Below are 22,044 nucleotides of genomic sequence, written 5' to 3'. Positions count from 1 at the left end.
GCGGGCCGCTGGTACCGGGCGTGGCCGGATCCCTGCGGTCGTCGTACCCCAGCGCCGACGATGGTCGGGTGATCCGCTCCTCGCTCCTGGTCGTCGTCGCCAGCCTCGCCCTCGGCGCGCTCACCTCGTGGGCGCAGGGGGTGCTCCCGGACGCGCTCGCGTCGTTCGCGAACTCGCCATCGGGCTGGACCCTGCTCACGGTGCTGCTGGTCGCGGCCGCCCGCCCGTCGATCGCGGTGGGCTCGGTGCTCGGGGTGGCGTCGTTCGTGAGCCTGGTCCTCGGCTACCAGCTGGGCTCCGCGGTCCGCGGCCTGACCTACGACCCGACCCTGTGGGGTGTCGTCGGCGTGATCGCCGGTCCCTTCGTGGGGGCCGCCGCGGCGGCGATCGTCGGCCGGCGGGTACTGCCTGCCGTCCTGGGTGCCGGGGCGCTCGCGGGGGTGCTGGTCTCCGACGGGATCTACGGGCTGACCGTCGTCGCCGACTCGACCAGCCCGGTCTACTGGACGCTGTGCCTGGTCGCCGGCACCGTGCTGGTGCTCGTGGTGGCCGCCCGGCTGCGGTCGGTCGCCGCCGGCGGCCTGCTGCTGGCCACCGCCGCGGCCGCCACCGGGGTGCTGAGCCTCGGGTACGGCGTGCTCAACGCGGGGTTCTCGGGCTGAGGGGCAGCCCCTGGGGGCAAACGGACGACGCCAGGAGCTCTGGCGGCGGCGTGGTCACACGTTCGCCCCCGCAGGGCGCCCCCGGGTGCCTCAGCCCGCGACCGGCGGCTCGGGCGTCTGAGCGCCCAGCCGGCGCAGCGCGTCGACCAGCTCCTCGGCGGGGGCGTTGCCGGAGGCGCGCAGCTTGTCGATGACGGTGGTGGGGAGCGCGTCGAGGCCGCGGACCTCCTGGTGCAGGCGCTCCATCGTGGTGTCGAGGTTGTACGCCGTGTCGGCGGCGTCGCGCAGGCCGGCGAGCAGCTCGCCGGGGACCTCGCGGCGGTACTTGTAGTAGATCTTGTGCTCCAGGCTCGCCCAGAAGTCCATCGCGACGGTGCGCAGCTGGACCTCGACCACCACCGGCACCACCCCGCCGGAGAGGAACACCGGGACCTCGACCAGCACGTGCAGGCTGCGGTAGCCGTTGGGCTTCGGCTCCACGATGTAGTCGCGCACCTCGACGGTGCGCACGTCGCGCTGGGCGGTGAGCAGGTCGAAGACCTGGTAGACGTCCGAGACGAAGCTGCAGGTCACCCGGACCCCGGCGATGTCGGTGACCTTCTGGCGGACCGCGTCGTACGCCGTCGGCCCCTCGAGGTCGATGCCCTTGCGGGCGATCTTCTCGACCAGGCTCTCCGGTGACTTCAGCCGCGACGACACGTGCTCGATCGGGTTGTAGTCGTGGAGGTGGGTGAACTCGTCGCGCAGGATGTTCAGCTTGGTGACCACCTCGTCCATGCCGAACTTGTGCTCCAGCAGGAACCGGCGGAACTCGTCGTCCCAGGGCGCCACGGTCACCCGGCCAGCCTACGCAGGGAAACTCAGAGGCCCCTGAGGGCCCGGCGGACCTACGATCCTCCGGTGGTTCCCACCAGTCACCTGCTCGCCTTCGTGGTCGCGTCCGTCGTGCTGACCGCGGTGCCCGGGCCCAGCGTCCTGTTCGTCATCGGCCGCTCGCTCGCGCTCGGCCGCCGCGCCGGTCTGCTCAGCGTCGTCGGCAACACCCTCGGCCTGCTCCCGCTCGTCGTCGCCGTCGCCCTGGGCGTCGGCGCGGTCGTCCAGCGCTCGGTCGTGGTCTTCACCGCGCTGAAGCTGGCCGGGGCCGTCTACCTCGTCTACCTCGGCGTCCAGGCCTTCCGGCACCGCCACCACGGGGCCGGCGACGCCGTCGACGAGCGCCCGCGCAGCGCCTGGCGGATCGTCCGCGAGGGCTTCGTGGTCGGGGTCAGCAACCCCAAGGCCGTGGTGTTCCTGGCCGCGGTGCTGCCGCAGTTCGCCGAGCCCGCGGCGGGTGCCGTCGCGGCGCAGGTCGTCGTCCTCGGCCTGGTCTTCATGGCGGTCGCGCTGCTCAGCGACGGGCTCTGGGCGATCGTCGCCGGCACCGCCCGCGGCTGGCTCGGCGGCTCGCCCCGCCGGCTCGCGCGGATGCAGGCCGGCGGCGGTCTGATGATGATCGGCCTCGGCGGCTCGCTCGCCCTCACCGGCCAGAAGGCATGACCGGAACGAGGATGTTCGCGGCGGTCGTCCCGCCGCCCGAGGTCGTCGAGCACCTCGACGCCTTCCTGGAGGTACGACGGGCCGCCGCCCCGTTCCGCTGGGCCCCGGCCGATCAGCTGCACCTGACGGTCGCGTTCTACGCGGCCGTGCCGGACCGGGCGCTCGACGACCTGGTCGAGCGGCTGGAGCGGGCCGCGGAGCGCCGTACCGCCTTCGGGGCGCGGGTCGCCGGGGGTGGGGCGTTCCCGCACGCGGCCGACGCACGGGTGCTCTGGGCCGGCCTCGACCTCCAGGACGACGCGCGCGAGGAGCTGGACCGGCTGGCCGCCGGTGCCCGCGCCGCCGCCAGCCGGGCCGGGGTCGCGGTCGACGGGCAGCGGTTCCGCCCGCACGTCACCGTGGCCCGGCTCGGCCACCCGGCCGGGGTCACCGACTGGGTCCGGCTGCTCGACTCCTACGAGGGGCCCGCGTGGACCGTGGACACCCTGACGCTGCTGGCGTCGTACCTCGGGGAGGGGCCGCGGGGCCGGCCGCGCTACGAGGTGGTGGCCGAGGTCCCGCTTCCGGGCCCCGCCGTGGTCTAGGTTCGTCGCGATGAGGATCGCGGTCGTCCGGGAGACCCGTGAGGGTGAGGCGCGCGTCGCGCTGGTGCCCGAGCTGGTCGGCAGGCTCACGGCGCTGGGGTACGACGTCGACGTCGAGCCCGGCGCGGGCCGGCGCGCCCTGATCAGCGACGACGAGTACGTCGACGCCGGCGCCGGCATCGACCCGGACGCCCTCGCGGGCGCCGACCTGGTCCTCGCCGTCCAGCCCCTCACCGCCGAGCAGGTACGACGGCTGCGCGACGGCGCCACGACGGTCTCGTTCCTGCCCGCGGCCCAGGACCCCGGCCTGGTCGCCGACCTGCGCGACGTCGGCGCGACCGCGTTCTCGATGGAGCTCGTCCCGCGCATCTCGCGCGCCCAGGGCATGGACGCGCTGTCGTCGCAGGCGCTGGTCGCGGGCTACCGCTGCGCCGTCGTCGCGGCCGGGATGCTGCGCCGGTTCTTCCCCCTCAACATGACCGCCGCCGGAACCGTCCCGCCCGCGGAGGTCGTCGTCCTCGGCGCGGGGGTGGCCGGCCTGCAGGCGATCGCCACCGCCCGCCGGCTGGGCGCCGTCGTCAGGGCGTACGACGTCCGCCCGGCCGCCGCCGAGGAGATCCGCTCGATGGGCGCGCAGGCCATCGAGCTCGACCTGCCCGCGCTGGAGGGCGCGGGCGGCTACGCGCGCGAGATGACCGAGGAGCGTGCGACCCGCCAGAGGCAGCTGCTCGCGCCGTACGTCGCGGCCGCGGACGCGCTGATCACCACCGCCGCCGTCCCGGGGCGGACCGCGCCGGTGCTGGTGAGTGCGGCGATGGTCGAGGCGATGCGGCCCGGCTCGGTCGTCGTCGACCTGGCCGCCGACAGCGGCGGCAACGTGGAGGGCGTGGTAGCGGGCGAGGTGGTACGGATCGGCAACGCCCAGGTCTGGGGCGGCCGCAACGTCGCCGCGCAGATGCCCGGACCGGCCTCGCGGCTCTACGCCCAGAACGTCGTCGCGCTGGTCACCCTGATGACGGTCGATGGCGCTCTCGCGCCCGATCTCGGCGACGAGATCCTGGCCGGCTGCTGCGTCACGCGCGAGGGCCGGATCGAGCACGAGGCGACCCGGCTGCTGGTGGAGGGAGCCTGATGAGCGACCCCGTGGTCTGGCTGACCATCTTCGTGCTGAGCGTCTTCGTGGGCATCGAGGTGATCGCCAAGGTGTCCTCGACGCTGCACACCCCGCTGATGTCGGGCGCCAACGCGATCCACGGCGTGATCCTGCTCGGCGCGGTCATCGTCACGGGCACCACCGACAGCAGCGTCGCCCTCGTGGTCGGCCTGGTCGCCATCGTGCTGGCCGCGATCAACATGGTGGGCGGCTTCGTGGTGACCGACCGGATGCTGACCATGTTCACCCGCAAGCGGGAGCGCCCGTGATCCCCACCTGGGCCCAGCTCGTCTACCTCGGCTGCGCGGTCGGCTTCATCCTCGCGCTGAAGGGCCTCTCCGGCCCGCGCACCGCCCGGGTCGGCAACCTCGTCGGGGCGGGCGCGGCCGTGGTCGCCGTCGCGACCCCGTTCTTCTACCTCGACCTCGACCACCTGCCGCTGATCCTGGCCGCGATCGCGGTGGGCTCGCTGGTCGGCGTGCTGGGGGCGCAGCGCGTCCAGATGACCCAGATGCCCCAGCTGGTCGCGCTGTTCAACGGTGTCGGCGGTGGGGCGGCGGCCCTGGTCGCGCTGCTCGAGCTCGAGCACATGGGCAGCTTCACGACGGACTTCGACGTGGTCGCGACCGCGTTCACGATCGTCGTCGGGTCGGTGTCCTTCGCCGGGTCGGTGGTCACCTTCGCCAAGCTGCAGGAGCTGATGACCTCGCGGCCCGTCGTACCGCCCGGGCTGCCGGTGGCCTTCGTGGCCGGGCTGCTCGCGACGGTCGTGCTGACCGTGCTGGTGGTGCGCGAGCCGGCGGTGTCGACCGGGGTGGTGCTGGCGGCCGTCGGCCTGGTGCTGGGCGTGCTCCTCGTGCTGCCGGTCGGCGGCGCCGACGTCCCCATCGTCATCTCGCTGCTCAACGCCTTCACCGGCCTGACCGTCGCCGCGGGCGGCTACGTCCTCGGCAACGTCGTGCTCCTGGTGGCCGGCACCCTGGTCGGGGCCTCCGGCACCTTCCTCACCCTGCTGATGGCGCGGGCGATGGGCCGCTCGGTCGCCAACATCCTCTTCGGCGCGCTGCGCGGCGGGTCCACGCTCGGCGCCGGCGAGGCCTCCGACCGGCCGGTCCGCAGCGCCGGGCCCGAGGACGTCGCGATCCTGCTCGGGTACGCCGAGCGCGTCATCATCGTCCCCGGCTACGGCCTCGCGGTCGCCCAGGCCCAGCACACGCTGCGCGAGCTGGTCGACGTACTCCTGGCGCGCGGAGCGCGGGTCGACTACGCCATCCACCCCGTGGCCGGCCGGATGCCCGGCCACATGAACGTGCTGCTCGCCGAGGCCCAGGTGCCCTACGACCAGCTGGTCGAGATGGACGACATCAACGGCGAGTTCAAGCAGACCGACGTCGTCCTGGTCGTCGGCGCCAACGACGTCGTGAATCCGGCGGCCAAGACGACGCCGGGGGCGCCGATCTACGGCATGCCGATCCTCGACGTCGACGAGGCCCGCCAGGTGGTGTTCCTGAAGCGGTCGATGCGACCGGGGTTCGCCGGCATCGAGAACGAGCTCCTCTTCGACCCCCGCACCACCCTGCTCTTCGGCGACGCCAAGGACTCGCTGGCCAAGGTGCTGAGCGCGGTCAAGAGCCTGTGACCTCCTGGCCGTCCGCTCGTTGAGCGGGCATGGCTGACGACGACGAGCGGCTCGCCCGCCCCGACGGGCACCGCTACGACGCCCCCGAGTCCGACGAGGACCGGCGCAGCAAGGAGTGGGCGTACGGCGCCCTCGGCCTGCTGTTCGTCGTACTGATGGTGCTGATCGTCACCGGCACCGTCCCGATCTTCCCGCACTAGTCGCTGTTCGTCGGTCGAGCGGGTGGGGTCGGGCCCCTCGTTGGTCTCTCTCGCGAGCGCCAGCGAGCGTATCGAGACCCTGCCCGGGGTTCGTTGGTCTCTCTCGCGAGCGCCAGCGAGCGTATCGAGACCCTCGGTCACGGTCTCGATACGCCCGTCGCGACCTCGTTCCTCGGTCGCGGGGCTACTCGACCTGGCGGCTGACTCGTCGACCCCCGAGCAAGCTCGGGGGTCGACGGCCGCTCAGCTCAGTGCGCGAGGCCGTAGAGGCGGTCGCCGGCGTCGCCGAGGCCGGGGACGATGTAGCCCTTCTCGTTGAGCTTCTCGTCCATCGCCGCGGTCACCACGGTGACGGGGACGTCGAGGCCCTCGAGCTCCTGCTCCAGGCGGGCGCAGCCCTCGGGGGCGGCCAGCAGGCAGATCGCGGTGATGTGGTCGGCGCCGCGGTCGGTGAGGAACCGGATCGCCGCGGCGAGCGTGCCGCCGGTGGCGAGCATCGGGTCGAGGACGTAGCACTGGCGGCCGGAGAGGTCCTCGGGCAGGCGCTCGGCGTACGTCGACGCCTCCAGGGTCTCCTCGTTGCGGACCATGCCGAGGAAGCCGACCTCGGCCGTGGGCAGCAGCCGCATCATGCCGTCGAGCATGCCGAGGCCGGCGCGCAGGATCGGCACCACCAGCGGCTTGGGGGTGGCCAGCCTGATGCCGGTCGTGGGCGAGACCGGGGTGACGATGTCGACCGGCTCGACCCGCACGTCGCGGGTGGCCTCGTAGGCGAGCAGGGTCACCAGCTCGTCGGTGAGGCTGCGGAAGGTCGGGGAGTCGGTGCGCTCGTCACGCAGCGTGGTCAGCTTGTGGGCGACGAGCGGGTGGTCCACGACGTGGGTGCGCATGCGCGGAACCCTAGACGAACAGGCAGTGACGGCGCCCGCCAAGGGGTTGGCGGCGCCGCGGAGGTCTGTCACGCTGAGAACGCCCGTGAATGCGGTGCGGAACCGGAGGCGTGACCATGTCCGACCAGTTCGACGACGTGGACTTCGCGCTGGCCGCCTTCCGCGAGGACGGGGCGTGGACCGTCCAGGAGCTCACCCGCCACCACCTCGTGGACGTCGAGACCCTGGGCGAGGCGCTGCGCCGGCTCCCGGGCGACTTCGGTGCGGTCGCGATGATCGCGATGGACGAGGACTTCTTCCTCGTGGTCCGGGTGGCCGGACCGTTCACCCGGGTGCTGCTCTCCGACGTGACCGCGGCCGACGAGTGGGAGCTGGCCGCCTCGGCGGTCGACTTCCTCGGGCTGCCGCAGCCGGACGAGGACGACGAGCAGGTGCCGGCCGGCGACCTGGAGCTCCTCGCCGACCTGGGGATGCACCCCGTCGACCTCGGCGTGCTGCTCGAGGACTTCGACCTCTACCCCGACGAGATGCTCTCCGACATCGCGCGCCGGATCGGCTTCGGCGAGCTCTTCGACGACGTCGTCGGCCTGACCAACGCCTAACCTGACCCGGTGCCGCACGACCTCCCGCACCAGACCTGGCGCGACCCGATGCTCGCCGCGCTCGCCGAGGCGCGCGCGGCGCTCGCGACCGACGACGTCCCCATCGGCGCCGTCGTCGTCGGCCCCGACGGGTCCGTGCTCGGCATCGGGCGCAACGTCCGCGAGGCCGAGGCCGACCCCACCGGGCACGCCGAGGTGGTCGCGCTGCGGGCGGCGGCCCGGGCCCGCGGCGAGTGGCGCCTCGACGGCTGCACCCTCGTGGTGACCCTCGAGCCGTGCACCATGTGCGCCGGCGCCGCCGTCCTGGCCCGCGTCGACCGCGTCGTCTTCGGGGCGTACGACGCCAAGGCCGGCGCGGTCGGGAGCCTCTGGGACGTCGTCCGCGACCGCCGCCTGAACCACCGCCCGGAGGTGCTCGCCGGGGTGCTGGCCGAGGATTCCGCCGTGCTCCTGGACACCTTCTTCCGCGGCCAGCGCCGATGAACGGGCCCGATCGTTTGCCTACTGTTCGGGTTGACTTTGCCCAAGTGGCAGACCGAGTGGGAACGGGAGGGCAGAATGGCCCAGTGCGTTTCCGGGTCGTAGGTGCAGTGGCGAGCGTGCTCGCCGCGAGCCTTGTTGCCATCCCCTTCTCGGGGTCCGACTCGGCCGAGGCCGCCGCCGCCACGACCACGGTCGTCGTGCGGGGCACGGCCTTCCCCGACCCGCTGACCGCCCAGCTGTCGTTCACCGGCTACGCCACCCTGAAGGGCACCACCCCCGAGACGGTCCGGCCGATCATCGGCAACGCCGTGGTCCCGCCGTCCGGCGCCCGCAGCCTCGGCTTCGACCTCGCCGGCGGCAACAATTCGGTCGGTGCGCTCTTCATGCGGCCCTCGATGCTCCAGACGACCACCGCGGAGCTGCAGGTACACGCGGCCGCCGGCACCCGCGGTGTCGTGTACGCCGGCTACCAGGCGCCCGCCGACGCCGGCACGACCCGCGTCTGGGTCGGTCGCGCCGAGGTCGCCGTGGGCGCCGGGGCCTGGCAGCGTGTCTCGGCCCTGGGCCTGCGCTTCGCATGGTCGAAGCGCGACCTCGCGACCGGTGCCCAGCTGGCCGCCGGCCCGGCCGCCGTGATCAACGTGCCCAGCTTCGTGCGGGGCCACGGCGGCGACGGAGCCGGGTTCTACTCCCTGGGCTTCGGCAGCGACGGCAACGCCTTCTCGATCGACACCCTCAAGGTCGGCACGGCCGGGGCGACCCGGGTCTACGACCTCGAGGGCCTGGCCACCACCACCACGATCAGCGGGACGACGGACGTCGCCCCCGGCGGGCCCGCGCGGCTGACCGGCGCCCTCCGCGACCAGAGCGGCGCCCGGGTCCCCGGCAGCACCCTGCTCCTCGAGCAGCGCGTCGGGTCGGGCCCCTGGGAGACCGTCTACCGCAACCCCGACGGCCCGCGGCCGACCGACCCGGTGGTCGTCCCGGCCGACGCCACGGACCCGCAGGTCGTGGTGATGCCCGAGCGCACCACGTCGTACCGCTTCCGGTTCGTCGACCGCCCGCTCGCCGAGGGCAGCGCGTCGGCCCCGTTCACCGTGGCCGTGACCCCGACGCTGACCGCGCGGGCGACGGCCGAGCGGCTCGTCGTCGGCCGGGTCACCCCGGCGATCGACGGCGCCTCCGTCACGCTGCGGTACGCCGACGGCGGGGGTGCCCTGGCCACGGCCCGGGTCGACGCCGACGGGCACTACGAGCTGGCCGTCCCGCCCGAGGTCGGGGGTGCGCTGGTGGTCCGCCTCGACGGCGTCGACGGGCTGGAGCCGGCCACGTCCGAGCCGGTCCGCGTCGAGGCGCTGGTCTCGGCGCCGCCCGCCGCCGACCCCGCGCAGCCGCCCGCCGAGACCCCGGACGAGACCGCCGCGGACGAGCCCACCGAGCAGCCGACCGAGTCCGAGGCGCCGGCGGAGCAGCCGACCGACGAGCCGGAGCAGGAGGCGCCCGCCCCGGAGCAGACGCCCACCCAGGCGCCGGCCACGCCGGCCACCCCGGCCCAGCAGCCGGCCGTCCCGGACCCCGCCACGGAGACCACCACCTCCGCTCCCTGACCGCTCCCTGACCGCCCCGCGGCCGGACCGGCCAGGATGGACCCGTGGACGACCTGGCGGACGACCTGGTGGCGCACCTCGGGTTCGCCGCCGGGCTCGTGGTGATGACCGGGGTGACGGTGGCCCTGGGGCTGCGCGCCGGGCTGGGACTGGGCTGGCTGCCGGCCCGGGCGCTGCTGCGCGCGGCCGTCCAGCTGAGCGTCGTCGCACTGCTGCTGCGCGCCGTCCTCGACGTGCCCGGCCTGGTGGTCGGGTTCGTCGCGCTGATGCTCACCACCGCCACATGGACCTCCGGCAGCCGGCTGCGCGGGCTGTGGCGGGGCCGGCTCGCGGCCCTGCTCGGAGTGCTCGCCGGCGCCACCACGTCGCTCGGGCTGATCCTGGTGCTGCGGCTGGTCGACCTCGACGTGCGGTACGTCGTCGCGACCGCCGGCATCGTCATCGGCTCCGCGATGTCGGCCGCGACCCTCGGCGGGCGTCGGTTCGCCGAGTCGGCGCGGCTGCGGCGCGACGAGGTCGAGGGCTGGCTGGCCCTGGGCGCGACCCCCGCGGTCGCGCACCGCGAGCTGGGCCGGGTCGCGGTCCGCGAGGCGGTGCTGCCCAACCTCGACCAGACCCGGTCGACCGGGCTGGTCACCCTCCCCGGGGCGTTCGTCGGGGCCATCTTCGGCGGCGCGAGCCCGGCCGAGGCGGCGCAGTTCCAGCTGGTGGTGCTCGCCGGCGTGGTGCTGGCGATGGTCACCTCGGGGATCGTGGTGACGACGGTGGCCGGGCGCTCGCCGTACGTCGTCACGGACGAGTAGCGAAGGTCGCGACCTCCCGCACGAGCGCCGCGACCTCCTGCGCGCAGCCCCACCCGACGGTGACGCCGGAGCCGCCGTGGCCGTAGTCGTGCACGACGGGCACGGGCAGCAGCGTCTCGTCCCGCTCGAGACAGATCTCGGGCCGCCCCGGGCGGAGGCCGACGAGGGTCTCCAGCACCGGCGCGCCGGCCAGGGCGGGCGCGATCTCGACGCACCGGGCCAGGATCGCGGCGGTCTCCGGCGGGTCGGGGCGGGTGTCCCAGCGGCCGACCTCGAGCGTGCCGCCGAGGATGCAGTCGGTCGTGCGCGGGTGGACGTAGGCCCGGCCGCCCGGGTGGTGCTCGTCGCGGACCGACAGGTCGAGCCCGGGGTTGGGCACCCGCACGATCTGGCCCCGGACCGGGAACATCGTGTCGTCGCCGGCCAGCGCGCCCGCGCCGAGCCCGGCGGCGTTGACGACCAGGTCGGGGGCGAGGTCGAGGACGTCGTCCAGGCGCTCGAGCCGGCGCGCGACGCGGGTGCCGCCCGCCCGCGCGACCTCGGCCTCCAGGTGCGGCAGGTAGGCCGGCATCTCCACCAGCGGTACGACGAACCGCAGCCCCGCCGGGTAGCCCGGCGGCAGCTCGTCGGGCCGGGCCGGGCGCACCTCGCCGACCGCGTCCGCCCAGTCCGGCAGCGGGGCGTCCGGCGCCGGCGGCTCCCGGAGCAGGACCAGCGACTCGCGCATCACCACGCCCGGCACGCCCGCGGCCGCCTCGCCCGCGAGGACGTCGTACGTCGCCGCGCCCCAGCGGGCCACCGCGTCGGCCGGTCCCGCGGCGGTCGGGAACCACACGGCGGCCGCCACCCAGGAGACGGTCCGCTCGGGCGGCTCGGCGCTCACCACGACCACCTGGTGGCCGTCCCGGAGCAGCAGCAGCGCGCTGCTCAGTCCGCTGATCCCGGCACCCACCACGACGATCCGCACGCCGCCAGCATGCCCCGCAGCCGTCGTGCCACTCAGCTCGGCGTGAACCGCTGCCGGTACGACGTCGGCGTGGTCGCGTAGGCGGCCGCGAAGTTCTGGCGGAAGGTCACCGCGCTGCCGAACCCGCAGCTGCGCGCGATCCGGTCGACCGACCAGCCGGTCGTCTCGAGGAGCCGGCGGGACTCGTCCAGGCGCCGGGCCAGCACCCAGCGGGCGGGGGTGGTGCCGGTCGTCTCCGCGAAGCGGCGGGTGAAGTGGCGCCGGCTCATCCGGGCCCGGGCCGCGAGGTCGTCGACGGTCATCGGCTCGTCGAGGTGGGCCAGCGCCCAGTCGAGGGTCGGGCCGAGGCGGCCGACGTCGCCCGGCTCGGGCAGCGGGCGGGCGACGTACTGGGCCTGGTCGCCGTCGCGGTGCGGCGCGACCACCAGGTGCCGGGCCACCGTCGCGGCCGTGGCCGAGCCGACGCGCGACCGCAGCAGGTGGAGGCAGGCGTCGATCGCGGACGCAGTGCCGGCCGAGGTGAGCACGTCGCCGTGGTCGACGTACAGCGCGGCCGCCTGGACGTCGACCTCGGGCCGGCGCCGGGCGAGCAGCTCGGTCGCGGCCCAGTGCGTCACCGCGCTGCGCCCGTCGAGGATCCCGCTGTCGGCCACGGGGAAGGCCCCGAGGCACAGGCCGGCGACGCGGGTCCCGCGGTCGTGAGCGTCGCGCACCAGGTGGAGCAGCTCGTCGTCGGGGGCGGGCAGGTCGGAGGGCCAGGAGGGGAGCACGAGCAGGTCCGCGTCCGCGACGACCTCGGGCCCGGCGACGTCGGTGATCGACACGCCCTCCGCCGTCCGGACGCCGCGGCTGTCGGCGGTCCAGATCGACGTCGCCCAGCCGGTGTCCAGGCCGAGCCGAGCCACCTCGCCGAAGACGAGCAGTGGCGCGGCGAGGTGGAACATCGTGATGCCCTCGAAGGCCAGGACGGCGACGCGCAATGTTGGCCCGATCTCATCGAAGGTGGTCGTTCGTGCCACTCACCCTAGTCGCCCCGGGACGCGCACGATGGGACGAGAGCCCACGAACCCGACCCAAGGAGCCCCATGACCGCCGCACCCCGCCGCGCCCTGATCGTCGTCGACGTCCAGCAGGAGTACGACGACGGCGTCCTGCAGATCCAGCACCCGCCGCGTGCGACCGCCGTGGCCAACGTCGTCCGGGCGCTCGACGTCGCCGAGCAGCAGGGGCTGCCGGTGGTCGTGGTCCAGCACGAGCTCCCCGAGGGTGCGCCGGTCTTCGCCGTCGGCTCGTCGAGCTGGGCGCTGCACCCCGACGTCGAGCGTCGCCTGCAGCCGTCCTGGAAGCGGGTGAGCAAGGACCGCTCGAGCGTCTTCGCCGGCACCGACGTGGCCGCCTGGCTCGCCGAGCGGGACGTCGACACGATCACGATCGTCGGCTTCATGACCAACAACTGCGACCTCGCGACCGCGGCCTCGGCCGAGGAGCTCGGACTGGCGGCCGAGGTCCTGTCGGACGCCACCGGGGCCATCCACCTCGCCAACGAGGCCGGCAAGGTCTCGGCCGAGCAGCTGCACGAGGCGCTGATGGTCCTGCTGCAGTCCAACCTCGCGGCCGTGGCCTCCACGGACGCGTGGGTCGCGGCGGTGGAGGCCGGCGCACCGCTCGTGGGGAGCGACCTCGGCACCTCGGCCACCCAGGGCCGGGCCGCCTTCGCCGGCTGACCGCGCCGCGGCGCTACGGCGCCCGGACCGGTCCGGTCGAGCCCCGGAGGACCAGCTCGGTCGGCAGCACCACCCGCGGCTGCTCCTCCGGTCGGCCCGCGGGGGCGGCCGCGTCGAGCAGCAGCTCCATCGCCACCCGGCCGACGTCGGCGTGCACGCCGCCGAGGGTGGTCAGCCCGGGGGTGCACAGGTCCGCGGCGAAGATGTTGTCGAAGCCGACCACGCTGACGTCCTCCGGCACGCGGACGCCGCGCTGGGCGAGTCGCTGCAGGACGCCGATCGCCAGCAGGTCGTTGTGGGCCACCACCGCCGTCGCCCCGGCGTTCAGCGCCCCGTCGGCGGCGGCCGGCCCCTGGGCCACCTTCGGGGTGAAGGGACCGATCCGGCGGGCGGTCAGGCCGTTCTCCTCGGTCGCGGCCTGCAAGGCGGACCAGCGCGTCGCCGCCATCCACGAGTTGCGCGGCCCGGCGAGGTAGACCAGGTCGCGGTGGCCGAGCGAGGCCAGGTGCTCCACGACGCGTCGGCAGCCCTCGACGTGGTCGAGGACCACACTGGCCAGGTCGGGCAGCTCCCGGCTGATCAACACGACGGGGCGCTGACCGGCGACCTGCCGGAGGTTCTCGTCGGGCAGTCGGCTGGCGGCGAGCACGAACCCGTCGACGGCGGGGACCAGCCGCTGGACCTGGTCCCACTCGACGCGGGGTGACTCCTCCACGTTGACCAGCACCAGGGTGTACTCGGAGGCCTTGGCCCGCTGCTCGGCGCCGCGGATCAGCTCGAAGTAGTGCGGGTTGGTGATGTCGGAGACCACCATCGCGACGGTGTGGTGCCGGCCCGAGAGCAGGGCCCGCGCGTGCGGGTTGGGCCGGTAGCCCAACTCGGCCGCGACGGCGAACACCCGCTCGCGGGTCGTGGCTCCCACGCGGTTGGGATTGGAGAAGGCGCGGGAGACCGTCGAGGTCGCGACCCCGGCCTCCCGGGCGACGTCGTAGATGGTGGGGCCGCTCACGGACGCCAGCCAACGCCGTTGGCAACCGTTTGGCAACCCCTTGCCACCAGGTCGGCACGGTTCCTACCGTCGGTCGATGAGCCTGCGCACCTCGATCGCCACGGTCTGCCTCAGCGGCACCCTGACCGACAAGCTGCACGCCGCGGCCGAGGCCGGCTTCGACGGCGTGGAGGTCTTCGAGCCCGACCTGGTCGCCTCGGCCGCCGGCCCCGAGGAGGTCGCAGCGCTCGCCCGCCGCCTCGGCCTCACCCTCGACCTCTACCAGCCCTTCCGCGACGCCGAGGGCGTCACCGAGGAGGAGTTCGCCGACGTGCTGCGCCGGGCGCGGGCGAAGTTCCGGCTGATGCAGCGGCTCGGCGTCGACACCATGCTGGTCTGCAGCAACGTCGGGACGGCGACGATCGACGACGACGAGGTCTCCGCGAGCCAGCTGCGGAGGCTGGGCGAGGCGGCCGCGGAGCACGGCGTACGGCTGGCCTTCGAGGCGCTGGCCTGGGGCCGGTACGTCGACGACTACCGCCGCGCCTGGCGGATCGTCGAGCTCGCCGACCACCCGGCGGTCGGGACCTGCCTGGACAGCTTCCACATCCTCTCGCGCGGCCACGACCCGGCCGGGATCGAGGAGATCCCCGGCGAGAAGATCTTCTTCCTGCAGCTCGCCGACGCCCCCGCGCTGACCATGGACGTCCTGTCCTGGAGCCGCCACCACCGGCTCTTCCCCGGCGAGGGGGCCTTCGACCTGCCGGCCTTCCTCGGCCACGTCCTCCGGGCGGGGTACGACGGGCCGCTGTCCCTGGAGGTCTTCAACGACACCTTCCGGCAGACCGAGGTGCTGCGCACGGCCCGCCAGGCGCGCCGGTCGCTGACCTGGTTGGAGGACCAGGTCGCCCGGCTCCCCGACCCGCCGGTCCGCGCCGACGGCCCCACCCGGCTGCCCGACGCCGCGCCGCCGACCGACGTGGACTTCGTCGAGGTGAAGGCCGAGGACGCCGGCGCGGTCGACGTGCTGCTGCGCCAGCTCGGCTTCGACTTCCGCGGCCGGCACCGCAGCAAGCCGGTGCGGTTGTGGACCCAGGGCCGGGCGCGGGTGATCTGCAACGAGCAGCAGGCCCGCGACTGGTCGCCGACCCTCGCGGCGGTCGGCTTCGAGGTCGCCGACCCGGCGGCCGCGGCGGCCCGGGCGCGGCTGCTCCAGGCGCCGCCGGTGTTCCGCCGTACCCTCGCCGGGGAGCTGGACCTGGCTGCCTTCCGGGCGCCCGACGGCACCGAGGTCTTCCTGGCCGGTCCGGCCGACGGCGACGCCGCGTGGGTCCGCGAGTTCGAGGACGGCGAGCCGCCGGCCGACGCCCCGCTGCTGACGGGCGTCGACCACGTCAACCTCGCCCAGCCCTGGCAGCGCTTCGACGAGGCCGTGCTGTTCTACAGCAGCGTGCTGGCCCTCGACGCCGGCGCGGGCCAGGACGTCGCCGCGCCGACCGGCCTGGTCCGCAGCCAGATCGTCTGCAGCGCCGACCACGCCGTACGCCTGGCGCTCAACGTGGCCCCGCTCGCCTTCGACCACCCCGACGGCTTCCCGCAGCACGTCGCCTTCACCACCGACGACGTGCTCGCCGTGGCCCGCCGGGCCCGCGAGCGGGGGCTGCGCCCGCTGCCCGTCCCGGCGAGCTACTACGACGACCTGCAGGCCCGCTTCGACCTGCCGGACGCGACCCTCGAGGAGTACGCCGGGCTCGGGATCCTGCACGACCGCGACGGCGCGGGGGAGTTCACGCACTTCTACACCGAGACCGTCGGCGGGGTGTTCTTCGAGGTGGTGCAGCGCCGCGGCGGCTACGAGGGGTACGGCGCCCCCAACGCCCCCGTCCGGCTGGCCGCCCAGCACGAGCGGTCCCGCCGTCCCGGCTGGTGACCGGTTCCGCACAGGAATCGGCGATCGCTGCCGATGTGGGTACCGTGCAGCAGTACCCGACCGGCCCGTAGGGCCAGGCAGGACCACATGAGCTCTCTCGGAACCACCACGGCACCGGTCGCCCCGGAGCCGCTCGTCGAGCCCGAACGCCCCGGCCTGCTGACCATCGTCAAGCGGGTCTCGCTGAGCCTGCTGATCGCCTGCCTGGTGCCGGCCGGCCTGTTCTGCTCGGTCACCGTCCTGGCCGGTGTGTGGCCGGCGATCCTCGCCGCGCTCGCCTGGTCGTACGGCGCGATCGCGTGGCGGGCGGTGACGGGCCGTCGTACCTCCGGGCTGCTGATCCTCACGGCGATCGTGCTGACCGGCCGGACGGTGGTCGCGCTGCTCGCCGACAGCACCTTCCTGTACTTCCTGCAGCCGATCATCAGCGACGGCGTCGTCGCGGCGGCGTTCCTGCTCTCGCTGGCCACCGCCCGGCCGCTGGTGGCCCGGCTGGCCGGCGACTTCTACCCGATGGACCACGAGCTGCACCTGCGCCCGGGGATCCAGAGGCTGTTCTGGCGGCTCACCCTGCTGTGGGCGATGCTCTGCCTGGCCAAGGCCGGCGCCACCCTGTGGATGCTGCTGGCCCTCGACGTGCAGACCTTCGTGCTGGTCCGCGACGCCTCCCTGCAGACCGTGAACGTCCTCGCGGTGGCCGCCACCATCGCCCTCGCCGTGCGGGTCGCCCGCAAGGAGGGCCTGCTGCACTGCGCGACCGGCCCCGCTCCCGCCGTCTGATCAGATCGGTCTAGATCGGTCTAGATCACCCGTCGAGCGTCGAGGCCCGGGCGACCAGCTCGGGTGTAAACAGCACCTGCTGGTGCTGGTGGGCGTCGTTGGTCGCCTCGTCGAGGACGAGCTCGGCGGCGGTGCGGCCGAGCTCCTGGCGGGGCTGCCGCACGGACGTGAGGGGTACGGCGGCCGCGGACGCGAAGACGATGTCGTCGTAGCCGACGATGGCCAGCTGCTCGGGGACCCGGGTGCCGGAGCCGATGGCCTGCTGGAGCAGGCCGAGGGCGAGCAGGTCGTTGGCGCAGAAGGCGGCGGTGGGGCGACGGGTCGTCGGCAGGCCGGAGAGCCGCTGTCCCGCGTTGCGGCCCTCCTGGACGTCGAGGGCCTCGGTGGCCAGCACGACCAGGTCGTCCTCGGGCAGGCCGGCCGCGGCCCAGGCCTGACGGGCGCCCTCGAGACGGTCGCGGACCTGGCCGAGGTGGATCGGGCCGCCGATGAACGCGACCTTGGTGTGGCCGCGGTCGACGAGGTGCTCGACGGCCAGCCGGCCGCCGAGGCGGTCGTCGACGGCCACGGAGCAGAAGGACCGGTCGTCGCGGGTGCGGTCGACGATGACGAGCGGGGTGCCGCGGCGTCGTACCTCCTCGAGGACGGGGGACTCGGGGTTCACCGGCGTGACCAGGACGCCCTGGACGCGCTGCTGCTGGAGCAACGCCAGGTGCGCCTCCTCGCGGGGCGCCCCGTTGCCGCTGTTGCAGAGGACGAGCGAGAGGTCGGCGGCCTCGGCCGCGCTCTCGATGCCCTGGGCGACGTCGGTGAAGAACGGGTTGGAGGCATCGAGCATGACGTAGGCGAGCGTGCGGCTGGTGCCGGCGCGCAACTGGCGGGCCGACTCGTTGCGGACGAAGCCGAGCTCGGCCATCGCCTCCTGGACCCGGGTGCGGGTCGAGGCGCTGACCCGGTCGGGTCGGTTCAGGACGTTGGACACGGTCCCGAGCGAGACGCCGGCTGCTGCGGCGACGTCCTTGACGGACGCGGCGCGGCCTTCGCGCGTCACCATGGGACCTCCTGAGGAACCGTCTTGAAACGTTGCGCGAAGAATAGACCTGCCACCCCCTGCGCGTCGCCAAACCAGATTTCCGGAAGATTTCTGCGCGAGCGCTTGACGCTTGTGACTGCAGTCACCTACGGTCTCCGGAGTTGAAGTGAAACCTTTCAATCAGACAGGGGAGTCAGGAATGACTCAGGCTCACCAGGCCGGTCCGGTCCTCGAGCTGGGGGACGTGTCCAAGTCCTTCGGCGCGGTGACTGCGCTGCGGTCTGCCAGCCTTTCGGTCGACGCGGGGTCCATCCACGCGCTGATCGGGGAGAACGGCGCTGGCAAGTCCACGCTCATCAAGATCGTCGCCGGCGTGCACCGCCGCGACGGTGGGACCTTCCGGTTCCAGGGCGCGGACGTCGACTTCACGTCGACCGCCGAGTCGAAGGGCGCGGGCATCGCGGTCATCTACCAGGAGCCGACGCTCTTCCCGGACCTCTCGGTCACCGAGAACATCTTCATGGGCCGCCAGCCCCTCGGTCGTGGTCGTCGCATCGACTACGCCGCGATGTACACCGAGGCCGAGGCGCTCTTCGCCCGCCTGGGCGTCTACATCGACCCGCGGCGCCCGGCGCGGGGCCTGTCGATCGCCGACCAGCAGATCATCGAGATCGCCAAGGCCATCTCGCTCGACGCCGCGCTGCTGATCATGGACGAGCCGACCGCCGCACTGTCCGGCGTCGAGGTCGAGCGTCTCTTCGCGGTCGCGCGCAGCCTGCGCGACGAGGGTCGCGGCCTGGTCTTCATCTCGCACCGCTTCGAGGAGGTCTTCGAGCTCTGCGACACCGTTACGGTGATGCGCGACGGCTCCTACGTCTCCACCAAGAAGATCGCCGACACCACCGTCGACGCGCTGGTCGCCGAGATGGTCGGCCGCGAGGTCGCCGACCTCTTCCCGAAGACCGTGGCCGAGGTCGGCGACGTCGTCCTCGACGTCCAGGGCCTCTCGTCGGTCGGCGTGTTCCGTGACGTCTCCTTCCAGGTCCGGGCCGGCGAGATCGTCGGTCTCGCGGGCCTGGTCGGCGCCGGTCGCTCCGAGATCGCCCGCGCCGTCTTCGGCGTGGACAAGTACGACGAGGGCAGCGTCGAGCTGCTCGGCAAGAAGGTTCCCGCGAGCAACCCTCGCGCCGCCATCAAGGCCGGCATGGCCTTCGTCCCGGAGGACCGTCGCAAGCAGGGCCTGGTCACCGAGGCCTCCGTGGCCCGCAACGTCGCCGGCGTGATCCGCCGGGGCCTGACGACCGCGGGTCTGCTCACGGGCCGGGCGGAGAACCGCGCCGCCGCTCCGTGGGCCGGTCGCCTCGAGGTCAAGACCAACGCCCTCGACATGCACGCCACCACCATGAGCGGTGGCAACCAGCAGAAGGTCGTCATCGCCAAGTGGCTGGCCACCGAGCCGAAGCTGCTGATCATCGACGAGCCCACCCGCGGCATCGACGTCGGCACCAAGTCCGAGGTCCACCGCCTGCTGTCCGACCTGGCCGGCCAGGGCCTGGCGATCCTGATGATCTCCTCCGAGCTGCCCGAGGTGCTCGGCATGGCCGACCGCGTCCTCGTCGTCTGCGAGGGGCGGATCACCGCCGAGATCGCCCGCGAGGACGCGACGCCCGAGAACGTCATGTTCGCCGCCACCAACGCCGTCACCCACACCGGTTCGGAGGTCCCGGCATGAGCGACACCACCCTCCGGCCCAGCGCGGAATCGCCCGTGGCCCGCACGCTCAAGACGCTGCTGCGCTCCCGCGAGCTCGCCGTCGCCATCGTGCTCGTGCTCCTGATCGCCGTCACGACGATCAAGAGCGACTCGTTCCTCTTCGGCGCGACCGGCTGGCGCGACCTGCTGCTGACGCCGTCGATGCTGATCCTGCTCGCTGTCGGCCAGACCTGCGTGATCGTGACCCGCAACGTCGACCTCTCGGTCGGCTCGACGCTGGGCCTCACGGCGTACCTCACCGGTCGGCTCTTCGTCGACACCAGCCTGCCGATCATCGCGGTCGTGCTCGCCGGCGTGCTGATGGGCGCGGTGCTCGGCCTGGTCAACGGCATCCTCGTCGCCTTCGGGCGGGTGCCGGCGCTGGTGATCACCCTCGGCACGATGTACATCTACCGCGGCGCCTTCCTCACCTGGGCCGGCAGCGACCGGATCAACGCCAGCGACATGCCCGCCGCCTTCAAGGACCTCGGCACCGAGTCGATCCTCGGCATCCCGATCCTGACCATCGTCGCGGTCGTCGTGCTGGTCATCGTCGGCTACTACCTGCGCACCGCCCGCGGCGGCCGGGAGCTCTACGCCATCGGCTCCGACCCCGACGCGGCCGAGCTCTACGGCCTGAAGGTGACCCGGCGGATCCTCGCGGCGTTCGTGCTCTCCGGCGCCCTCGCCGGTCTGGCCGGCGTCGTCTCCGCCGCGCGCTTCGGCACCGTCAGCTCCAGCGTCGGCCAGGGCATCGAGCTGGAGGCCGTCGCGGCCGCCGTCATCGGCGGCGTGGCGATCTTCGGTGGCAGCGGCACCGTCTGGGGCGCGGCCCTGGGCGCCTTCCTGCTGGTCACGATCAACCGGGCCCTGCCCGTGCTCGGCATCTCCGACTTCTGGCAGCAGGCCGTCGTCGGTGTCCTGATCGTCGGCGCGATCGTCCTCGACCGGGTCCTGGTCAGCCGCCAGGAGCGGGCGCTGATCGCCGCCAGAGAGCACGGCCCCGACACGCCCTCGACCGGGTCGGGGGGCGGGCCTGCGCTGGCTCCCATCGTCCCCGGGACCCCGGCCGACCACGAGCCCGGCCACGAGACCGGCACCACCGACCCGTCCGACACCGAGGAGGTCGTCCGATGAGCACCCTGACCGACCACCCCGAGACGTCCGCCCGGAAGACGCGCACCTACGCGGCGTACTCCCGGCCCTTCTGGCAGCGCGTGGTCTTCAGCCGCGAGTTCGCGGTGATCGCCCTGCTGATCGCGGCGATCGTCTACTCGCGCTCGCAGGTCGACTACTTCGACGGCCCGCAGACCATGTACTACCTGTTCCGCGACTCCGCGAGCATCCTGCTGCTGGCCCTGCCGATGACGGCCATCATCATCACCGGCGAGATCGACCTGTCGGTCGCCAGCACGGTCGGTCTGACCAGCGTCGCGTTCGGCATGCTGCACTCCGACGCGGGCCTGTCGATGACCGTGGCGGCCCTGCTGGCCATCGTGATCGGCGCGGTGTGCGGTGCGTTCAACGGCTTCCTGATCGCGTACGTCGGGTTGCCGTCGATCGCGGTCACGATCGGCACCCTGGCCCTCTTCCGCGGCATCGCCGCCGGTCTGCTCGGCACCGAGTCGCGCACCGACTTCTCCGAGAAGTGGACCGACCTGGCCAAGGAGCGGATCATCGAGGACCAGCCGTACCCGATGATCCTCATCCCGTTCGTGGTGCTGGCCATCGTGTTCGTGCTGCTGCTGCACTTCTCGCCGTTCGGCCGGGGCGTCTTCGAGATCGGCCTGAACGACGAGGCCGCGCACTTCACCGGCGTCGACGTGGCCCGCACCAAGGCGATCCTCTTCGTCCTCTCCGGTGCGGTGGCCGGCTTCGTCGGCATCTACACCACCCTCGTCACCGGCGTGGCCCGGGCCGAGAACTCGGTCGGCCTGGAGCTCCAGGTCATCGCCGCGGTGCTCCTCGGCGGCGTGTCGATCTTCGGCGGCAAGGGCGCCCTGCACGGCGTCATCGCCGGCGTGCTGCTCATCGGCGTCATCCAGCGGGCGATGCTCCTGAGCGGCGAGACCATCAACATCATCAACATCGTCATCGGAGTGCTTCTCGTGCTCTCCGTGATGTCCACCAGTCTTCTCGCCGGTGTGCGCCGTCTGGCCGCCGCGAGCAAGGGGGCGCGCTCCTCGGGCCGCACCTCGGACAGCGCCGGCAAGCGGTCGCTGAGCTGATATCCGGCAACGATGCCGGACGGAATCGAAAGGTAAGAAACATGAAGTTCCAGAACCGACGACTTGCCAGCCTCGCGGCTGTCACGCTGGTCGCCAGCCTGGCTCTGACCGCTTGCGGTGGCGACGACTCGTCGAGCGCCAACGGCGACGGAGGCAGCGGCGGGGGCGACGGCACCACGGTGACGTTCATCCCGAAGAACCTGGGCAACGCCTACTTCGACACCTCGAACGCGGGTGGCAAGAAGGCGGTCGAGGAGTTCGGCGGCAGCTATGAGGAGGTCGGCCCGGCCGAGGGTTCCCCGGACGGTCAGGTCACCTACATCAACACCGCGACCCAGCAGGGCCGCGACGCGCTGGTGATCTCGGCCAACGACCCCGACGCGCTGTGTGACGCGATCGGTGAGGCGCGTGACGCCGACATCAAGGTCGTCACCTACGACGCCGACACCAACCCCGACTGCCGCGACCTGTTCATCAACCAGG

At 73.3% G+C, this 22,044-nt stretch carries 24 protein-coding genes; 18 read left to right on the top strand and 6 right to left on the bottom strand.

Annotation, left to right across the window (positions count from 1 at the left end):
• Nucleotides 1–20: 20 nt before the first annotated feature.
• Nucleotides 21–662, top strand: coding sequence for a DUF6518 family protein (locus BLT76_RS21660; protein WP_211753145.1), 642 nt, complete (start codon nt 21–23; stop codon nt 660–662).
• A gap of 90 nt (nt 663–752) precedes the next feature.
• Here BLT76_RS21660 and BLT76_RS21655 read toward each other — a convergent pair whose 3' ends face one another.
• The gene (locus BLT76_RS21655; RefSeq protein WP_244509516.1) at nt 753–1,499 is read right to left on the bottom strand and encodes a GTP pyrophosphokinase; all 747 of its coding nucleotides are present in this window, start codon (nt 1,497–1,499) and stop codon (nt 753–755) included.
• A 63-nt stretch (nt 1,500–1,562) separates the two neighbouring features.
• Here BLT76_RS21655 and BLT76_RS21650 point away from each other — a divergent pair, with 63 nt between their 5' ends.
• From BLT76_RS21650 to BLT76_RS25950, 6 genes are read left to right on the top strand one after another with little or no spacing between them, the layout of a single operon-like run.
• Entirely contained in the window at nt 1,563–2,198 is a 636-nt protein-coding gene (locus BLT76_RS21650; RefSeq protein WP_090860391.1) for a LysE family translocator, read from the top strand.
• A complete protein-coding gene (gene thpR, locus BLT76_RS21645) occupies nt 2,195–2,782 on the top strand; it encodes an RNA 2',3'-cyclic phosphodiesterase (RefSeq protein ID WP_090860390.1) in 588 nt (195 codons plus the stop codon). Before BLT76_RS21650 ends, thpR begins: the two co-directional genes overlap by 4 nt.
• Nucleotides 2,783–2,792: 10 nt before the next feature.
• Nucleotides 2,793–3,914, top strand: coding sequence for an NAD(P) transhydrogenase subunit alpha (locus BLT76_RS21640; RefSeq protein WP_090860389.1), 1,122 nt, complete (start codon nt 2,793–2,795; stop codon nt 3,912–3,914).
• Entirely contained in the window at nt 3,914–4,204 is a 291-nt protein-coding gene (locus BLT76_RS21635; RefSeq protein WP_090860388.1) for an NAD(P) transhydrogenase subunit alpha part 2, read from the top strand. The genes BLT76_RS21640 and BLT76_RS21635 overlap by 1 nt, the downstream gene beginning before the upstream one ends.
• The gene (locus tag BLT76_RS21630) at nt 4,201–5,574 is read left to right on the top strand and encodes an NAD(P)(+) transhydrogenase (Re/Si-specific) subunit beta (RefSeq protein ID WP_090860387.1); all 1,374 of its coding nucleotides are present in this window, start codon (nt 4,201–4,203) and stop codon (nt 5,572–5,574) included. The genes BLT76_RS21635 and BLT76_RS21630 overlap by 4 nt, the downstream gene beginning before the upstream one ends.
• A gap of 29 nt (nt 5,575–5,603) precedes the next feature.
• Nucleotides 5,604–5,774, top strand: coding sequence for a hypothetical protein (locus tag BLT76_RS25950; RefSeq protein ID WP_170867194.1), 171 nt, complete (start codon nt 5,604–5,606; stop codon nt 5,772–5,774).
• A 248-nt stretch (nt 5,775–6,022) separates the two neighbouring features.
• Here the strand turns inward: BLT76_RS25950 and upp are convergent, their stop codons facing one another.
• Nucleotides 6,023–6,664 carry a uracil phosphoribosyltransferase gene (upp, locus tag BLT76_RS21625; RefSeq protein ID WP_090860386.1) on the bottom strand — a complete coding sequence of 214 codons (642 nt, stop codon included), beginning with the start codon at nt 6,662–6,664 and terminating at the stop codon, nt 6,023–6,025.
• A 116-nt stretch (nt 6,665–6,780) separates the two neighbouring features.
• On the opposite strand from upp, the gene BLT76_RS21620 reads away from it, so the two are divergent.
• From BLT76_RS21620 to BLT76_RS21605, 4 genes are all read left to right on the top strand, one after another.
• Nucleotides 6,781–7,266 (top strand): tRNA adenosine deaminase-associated protein, encoded by a 486-nt coding sequence (locus BLT76_RS21620; protein WP_090860385.1) that lies wholly within the window; start codon nt 6,781–6,783, stop codon nt 7,264–7,266.
• A gap of 48 nt (nt 7,267–7,314) precedes the next feature.
• Entirely contained in the window at nt 7,315–7,749 is a 435-nt protein-coding gene (locus tag BLT76_RS21615) for a nucleoside deaminase (RefSeq protein WP_090860497.1), read from the top strand.
• 116 nt (nt 7,750–7,865) lie between these two features.
• Nucleotides 7,866–9,356: a hypothetical protein gene (locus BLT76_RS21610; protein ID WP_139175772.1), complete on the top strand. Its 1,491-nt coding sequence runs from the start codon at nt 7,866–7,868 to the stop codon at nt 9,354–9,356.
• 44 nt (nt 9,357–9,400) lie between these two features.
• Complete coding sequence (locus tag BLT76_RS21605; protein WP_244509515.1) at nt 9,401–10,159, top strand: ABC transporter permease; 759 nt, start codon at nt 9,401–9,403, stop codon at nt 10,157–10,159.
• On the opposite strand, the gene BLT76_RS21600 is transcribed toward BLT76_RS21605, so the two are convergent.
• Nucleotides 10,146–11,126 (bottom strand): FAD-dependent oxidoreductase, encoded by a 981-nt coding sequence (locus BLT76_RS21600; protein WP_090860383.1) that lies wholly within the window; start codon nt 11,124–11,126, stop codon nt 10,146–10,148. The two genes, BLT76_RS21605 and BLT76_RS21600, sit on opposite strands and share 14 nt — an antisense overlap.
• A 32-nt stretch (nt 11,127–11,158) precedes the next feature.
• On the bottom strand, nt 11,159–12,145 hold the full coding sequence (locus BLT76_RS21595; protein WP_211753143.1) for a GlxA family transcriptional regulator: 987 nt from the start codon (nt 12,143–12,145) through the stop codon (nt 11,159–11,161).
• 66 nt (nt 12,146–12,211) lie between these two features.
• Here BLT76_RS21595 and BLT76_RS21590 point away from each other — a divergent pair, with 66 nt between their 5' ends.
• Entirely contained in the window at nt 12,212–12,850 is a 639-nt protein-coding gene (locus BLT76_RS21590) for an isochorismatase family protein (RefSeq protein WP_090860381.1), read from the top strand.
• Nucleotides 12,851–12,863: 13 nt separating this feature from the next.
• Here BLT76_RS21590 and BLT76_RS21585 read toward each other — a convergent pair whose 3' ends face one another.
• Complete coding sequence (locus tag BLT76_RS21585) at nt 12,864–13,859, bottom strand: LacI family DNA-binding transcriptional regulator (protein WP_211753141.1); 996 nt, start codon at nt 13,857–13,859, stop codon at nt 12,864–12,866.
• 76 nt (nt 13,860–13,935) lie between these two features.
• Between BLT76_RS21585 and BLT76_RS21580 the strand changes: the two genes are divergently transcribed.
• A complete protein-coding gene (locus tag BLT76_RS21580) occupies nt 13,936–15,768 on the top strand; it encodes a bifunctional sugar phosphate isomerase/epimerase/4-hydroxyphenylpyruvate dioxygenase family protein (protein ID WP_244509514.1) in 1,833 nt (610 codons plus the stop codon).
• Between the two features lie 87 nt (nt 15,769–15,855).
• Entirely contained in the window at nt 15,856–16,548 is a 693-nt protein-coding gene (locus BLT76_RS21575) for a VC0807 family protein (RefSeq protein WP_090860380.1), read from the top strand.
• Nucleotides 16,549–16,573: 25 nt separating this feature from the next.
• On the opposite strand, the gene BLT76_RS21570 is transcribed toward BLT76_RS21575, so the two are convergent.
• On the bottom strand, nt 16,574–17,602 hold the full coding sequence (locus tag BLT76_RS21570; protein WP_090860379.1) for a LacI family DNA-binding transcriptional regulator: 1,029 nt from the start codon (nt 17,600–17,602) through the stop codon (nt 16,574–16,576).
• A gap of 178 nt (nt 17,603–17,780) precedes the next feature.
• On the opposite strand from BLT76_RS21570, the gene BLT76_RS21565 reads away from it, so the two are divergent.
• From BLT76_RS21565 to BLT76_RS21550, 4 genes are all read left to right on the top strand, one after another.
• Entirely contained in the window at nt 17,781–19,313 is a 1,533-nt protein-coding gene (locus BLT76_RS21565; RefSeq protein WP_090860378.1) for a sugar ABC transporter ATP-binding protein, read from the top strand.
• Nucleotides 19,310–20,470, top strand: coding sequence for an ABC transporter permease (locus BLT76_RS21560; RefSeq protein ID WP_090860377.1), 1,161 nt, complete (start codon nt 19,310–19,312; stop codon nt 20,468–20,470). The genes BLT76_RS21565 and BLT76_RS21560 overlap by 4 nt, the downstream gene beginning before the upstream one ends.
• Complete coding sequence (locus BLT76_RS21555; protein ID WP_090860376.1) at nt 20,467–21,561, top strand: ABC transporter permease; 1,095 nt, start codon at nt 20,467–20,469, stop codon at nt 21,559–21,561. The genes BLT76_RS21560 and BLT76_RS21555 overlap by 4 nt, the downstream gene beginning before the upstream one ends.
• Before the next feature lie 41 nt (nt 21,562–21,602).
• Nucleotides 21,603–22,044, top strand: a 442-nt coding sequence (locus BLT76_RS21550; protein WP_139175770.1) for a substrate-binding domain-containing protein, incomplete at its 3' end; no start/stop codon positions are given.

It is taken from the genome of Nocardioides lianchengensis, assembly GCF_900101465.1.
GTDB lineage: Bacteria > Actinomycetota > Actinomycetes > Propionibacteriales > Nocardioidaceae > Nocardioides > Nocardioides lianchengensis.
The sequence above is the reverse complement of the archived record's forward strand: the minus strand, read 5'-3'. Positions and strand labels throughout refer to the sequence as shown.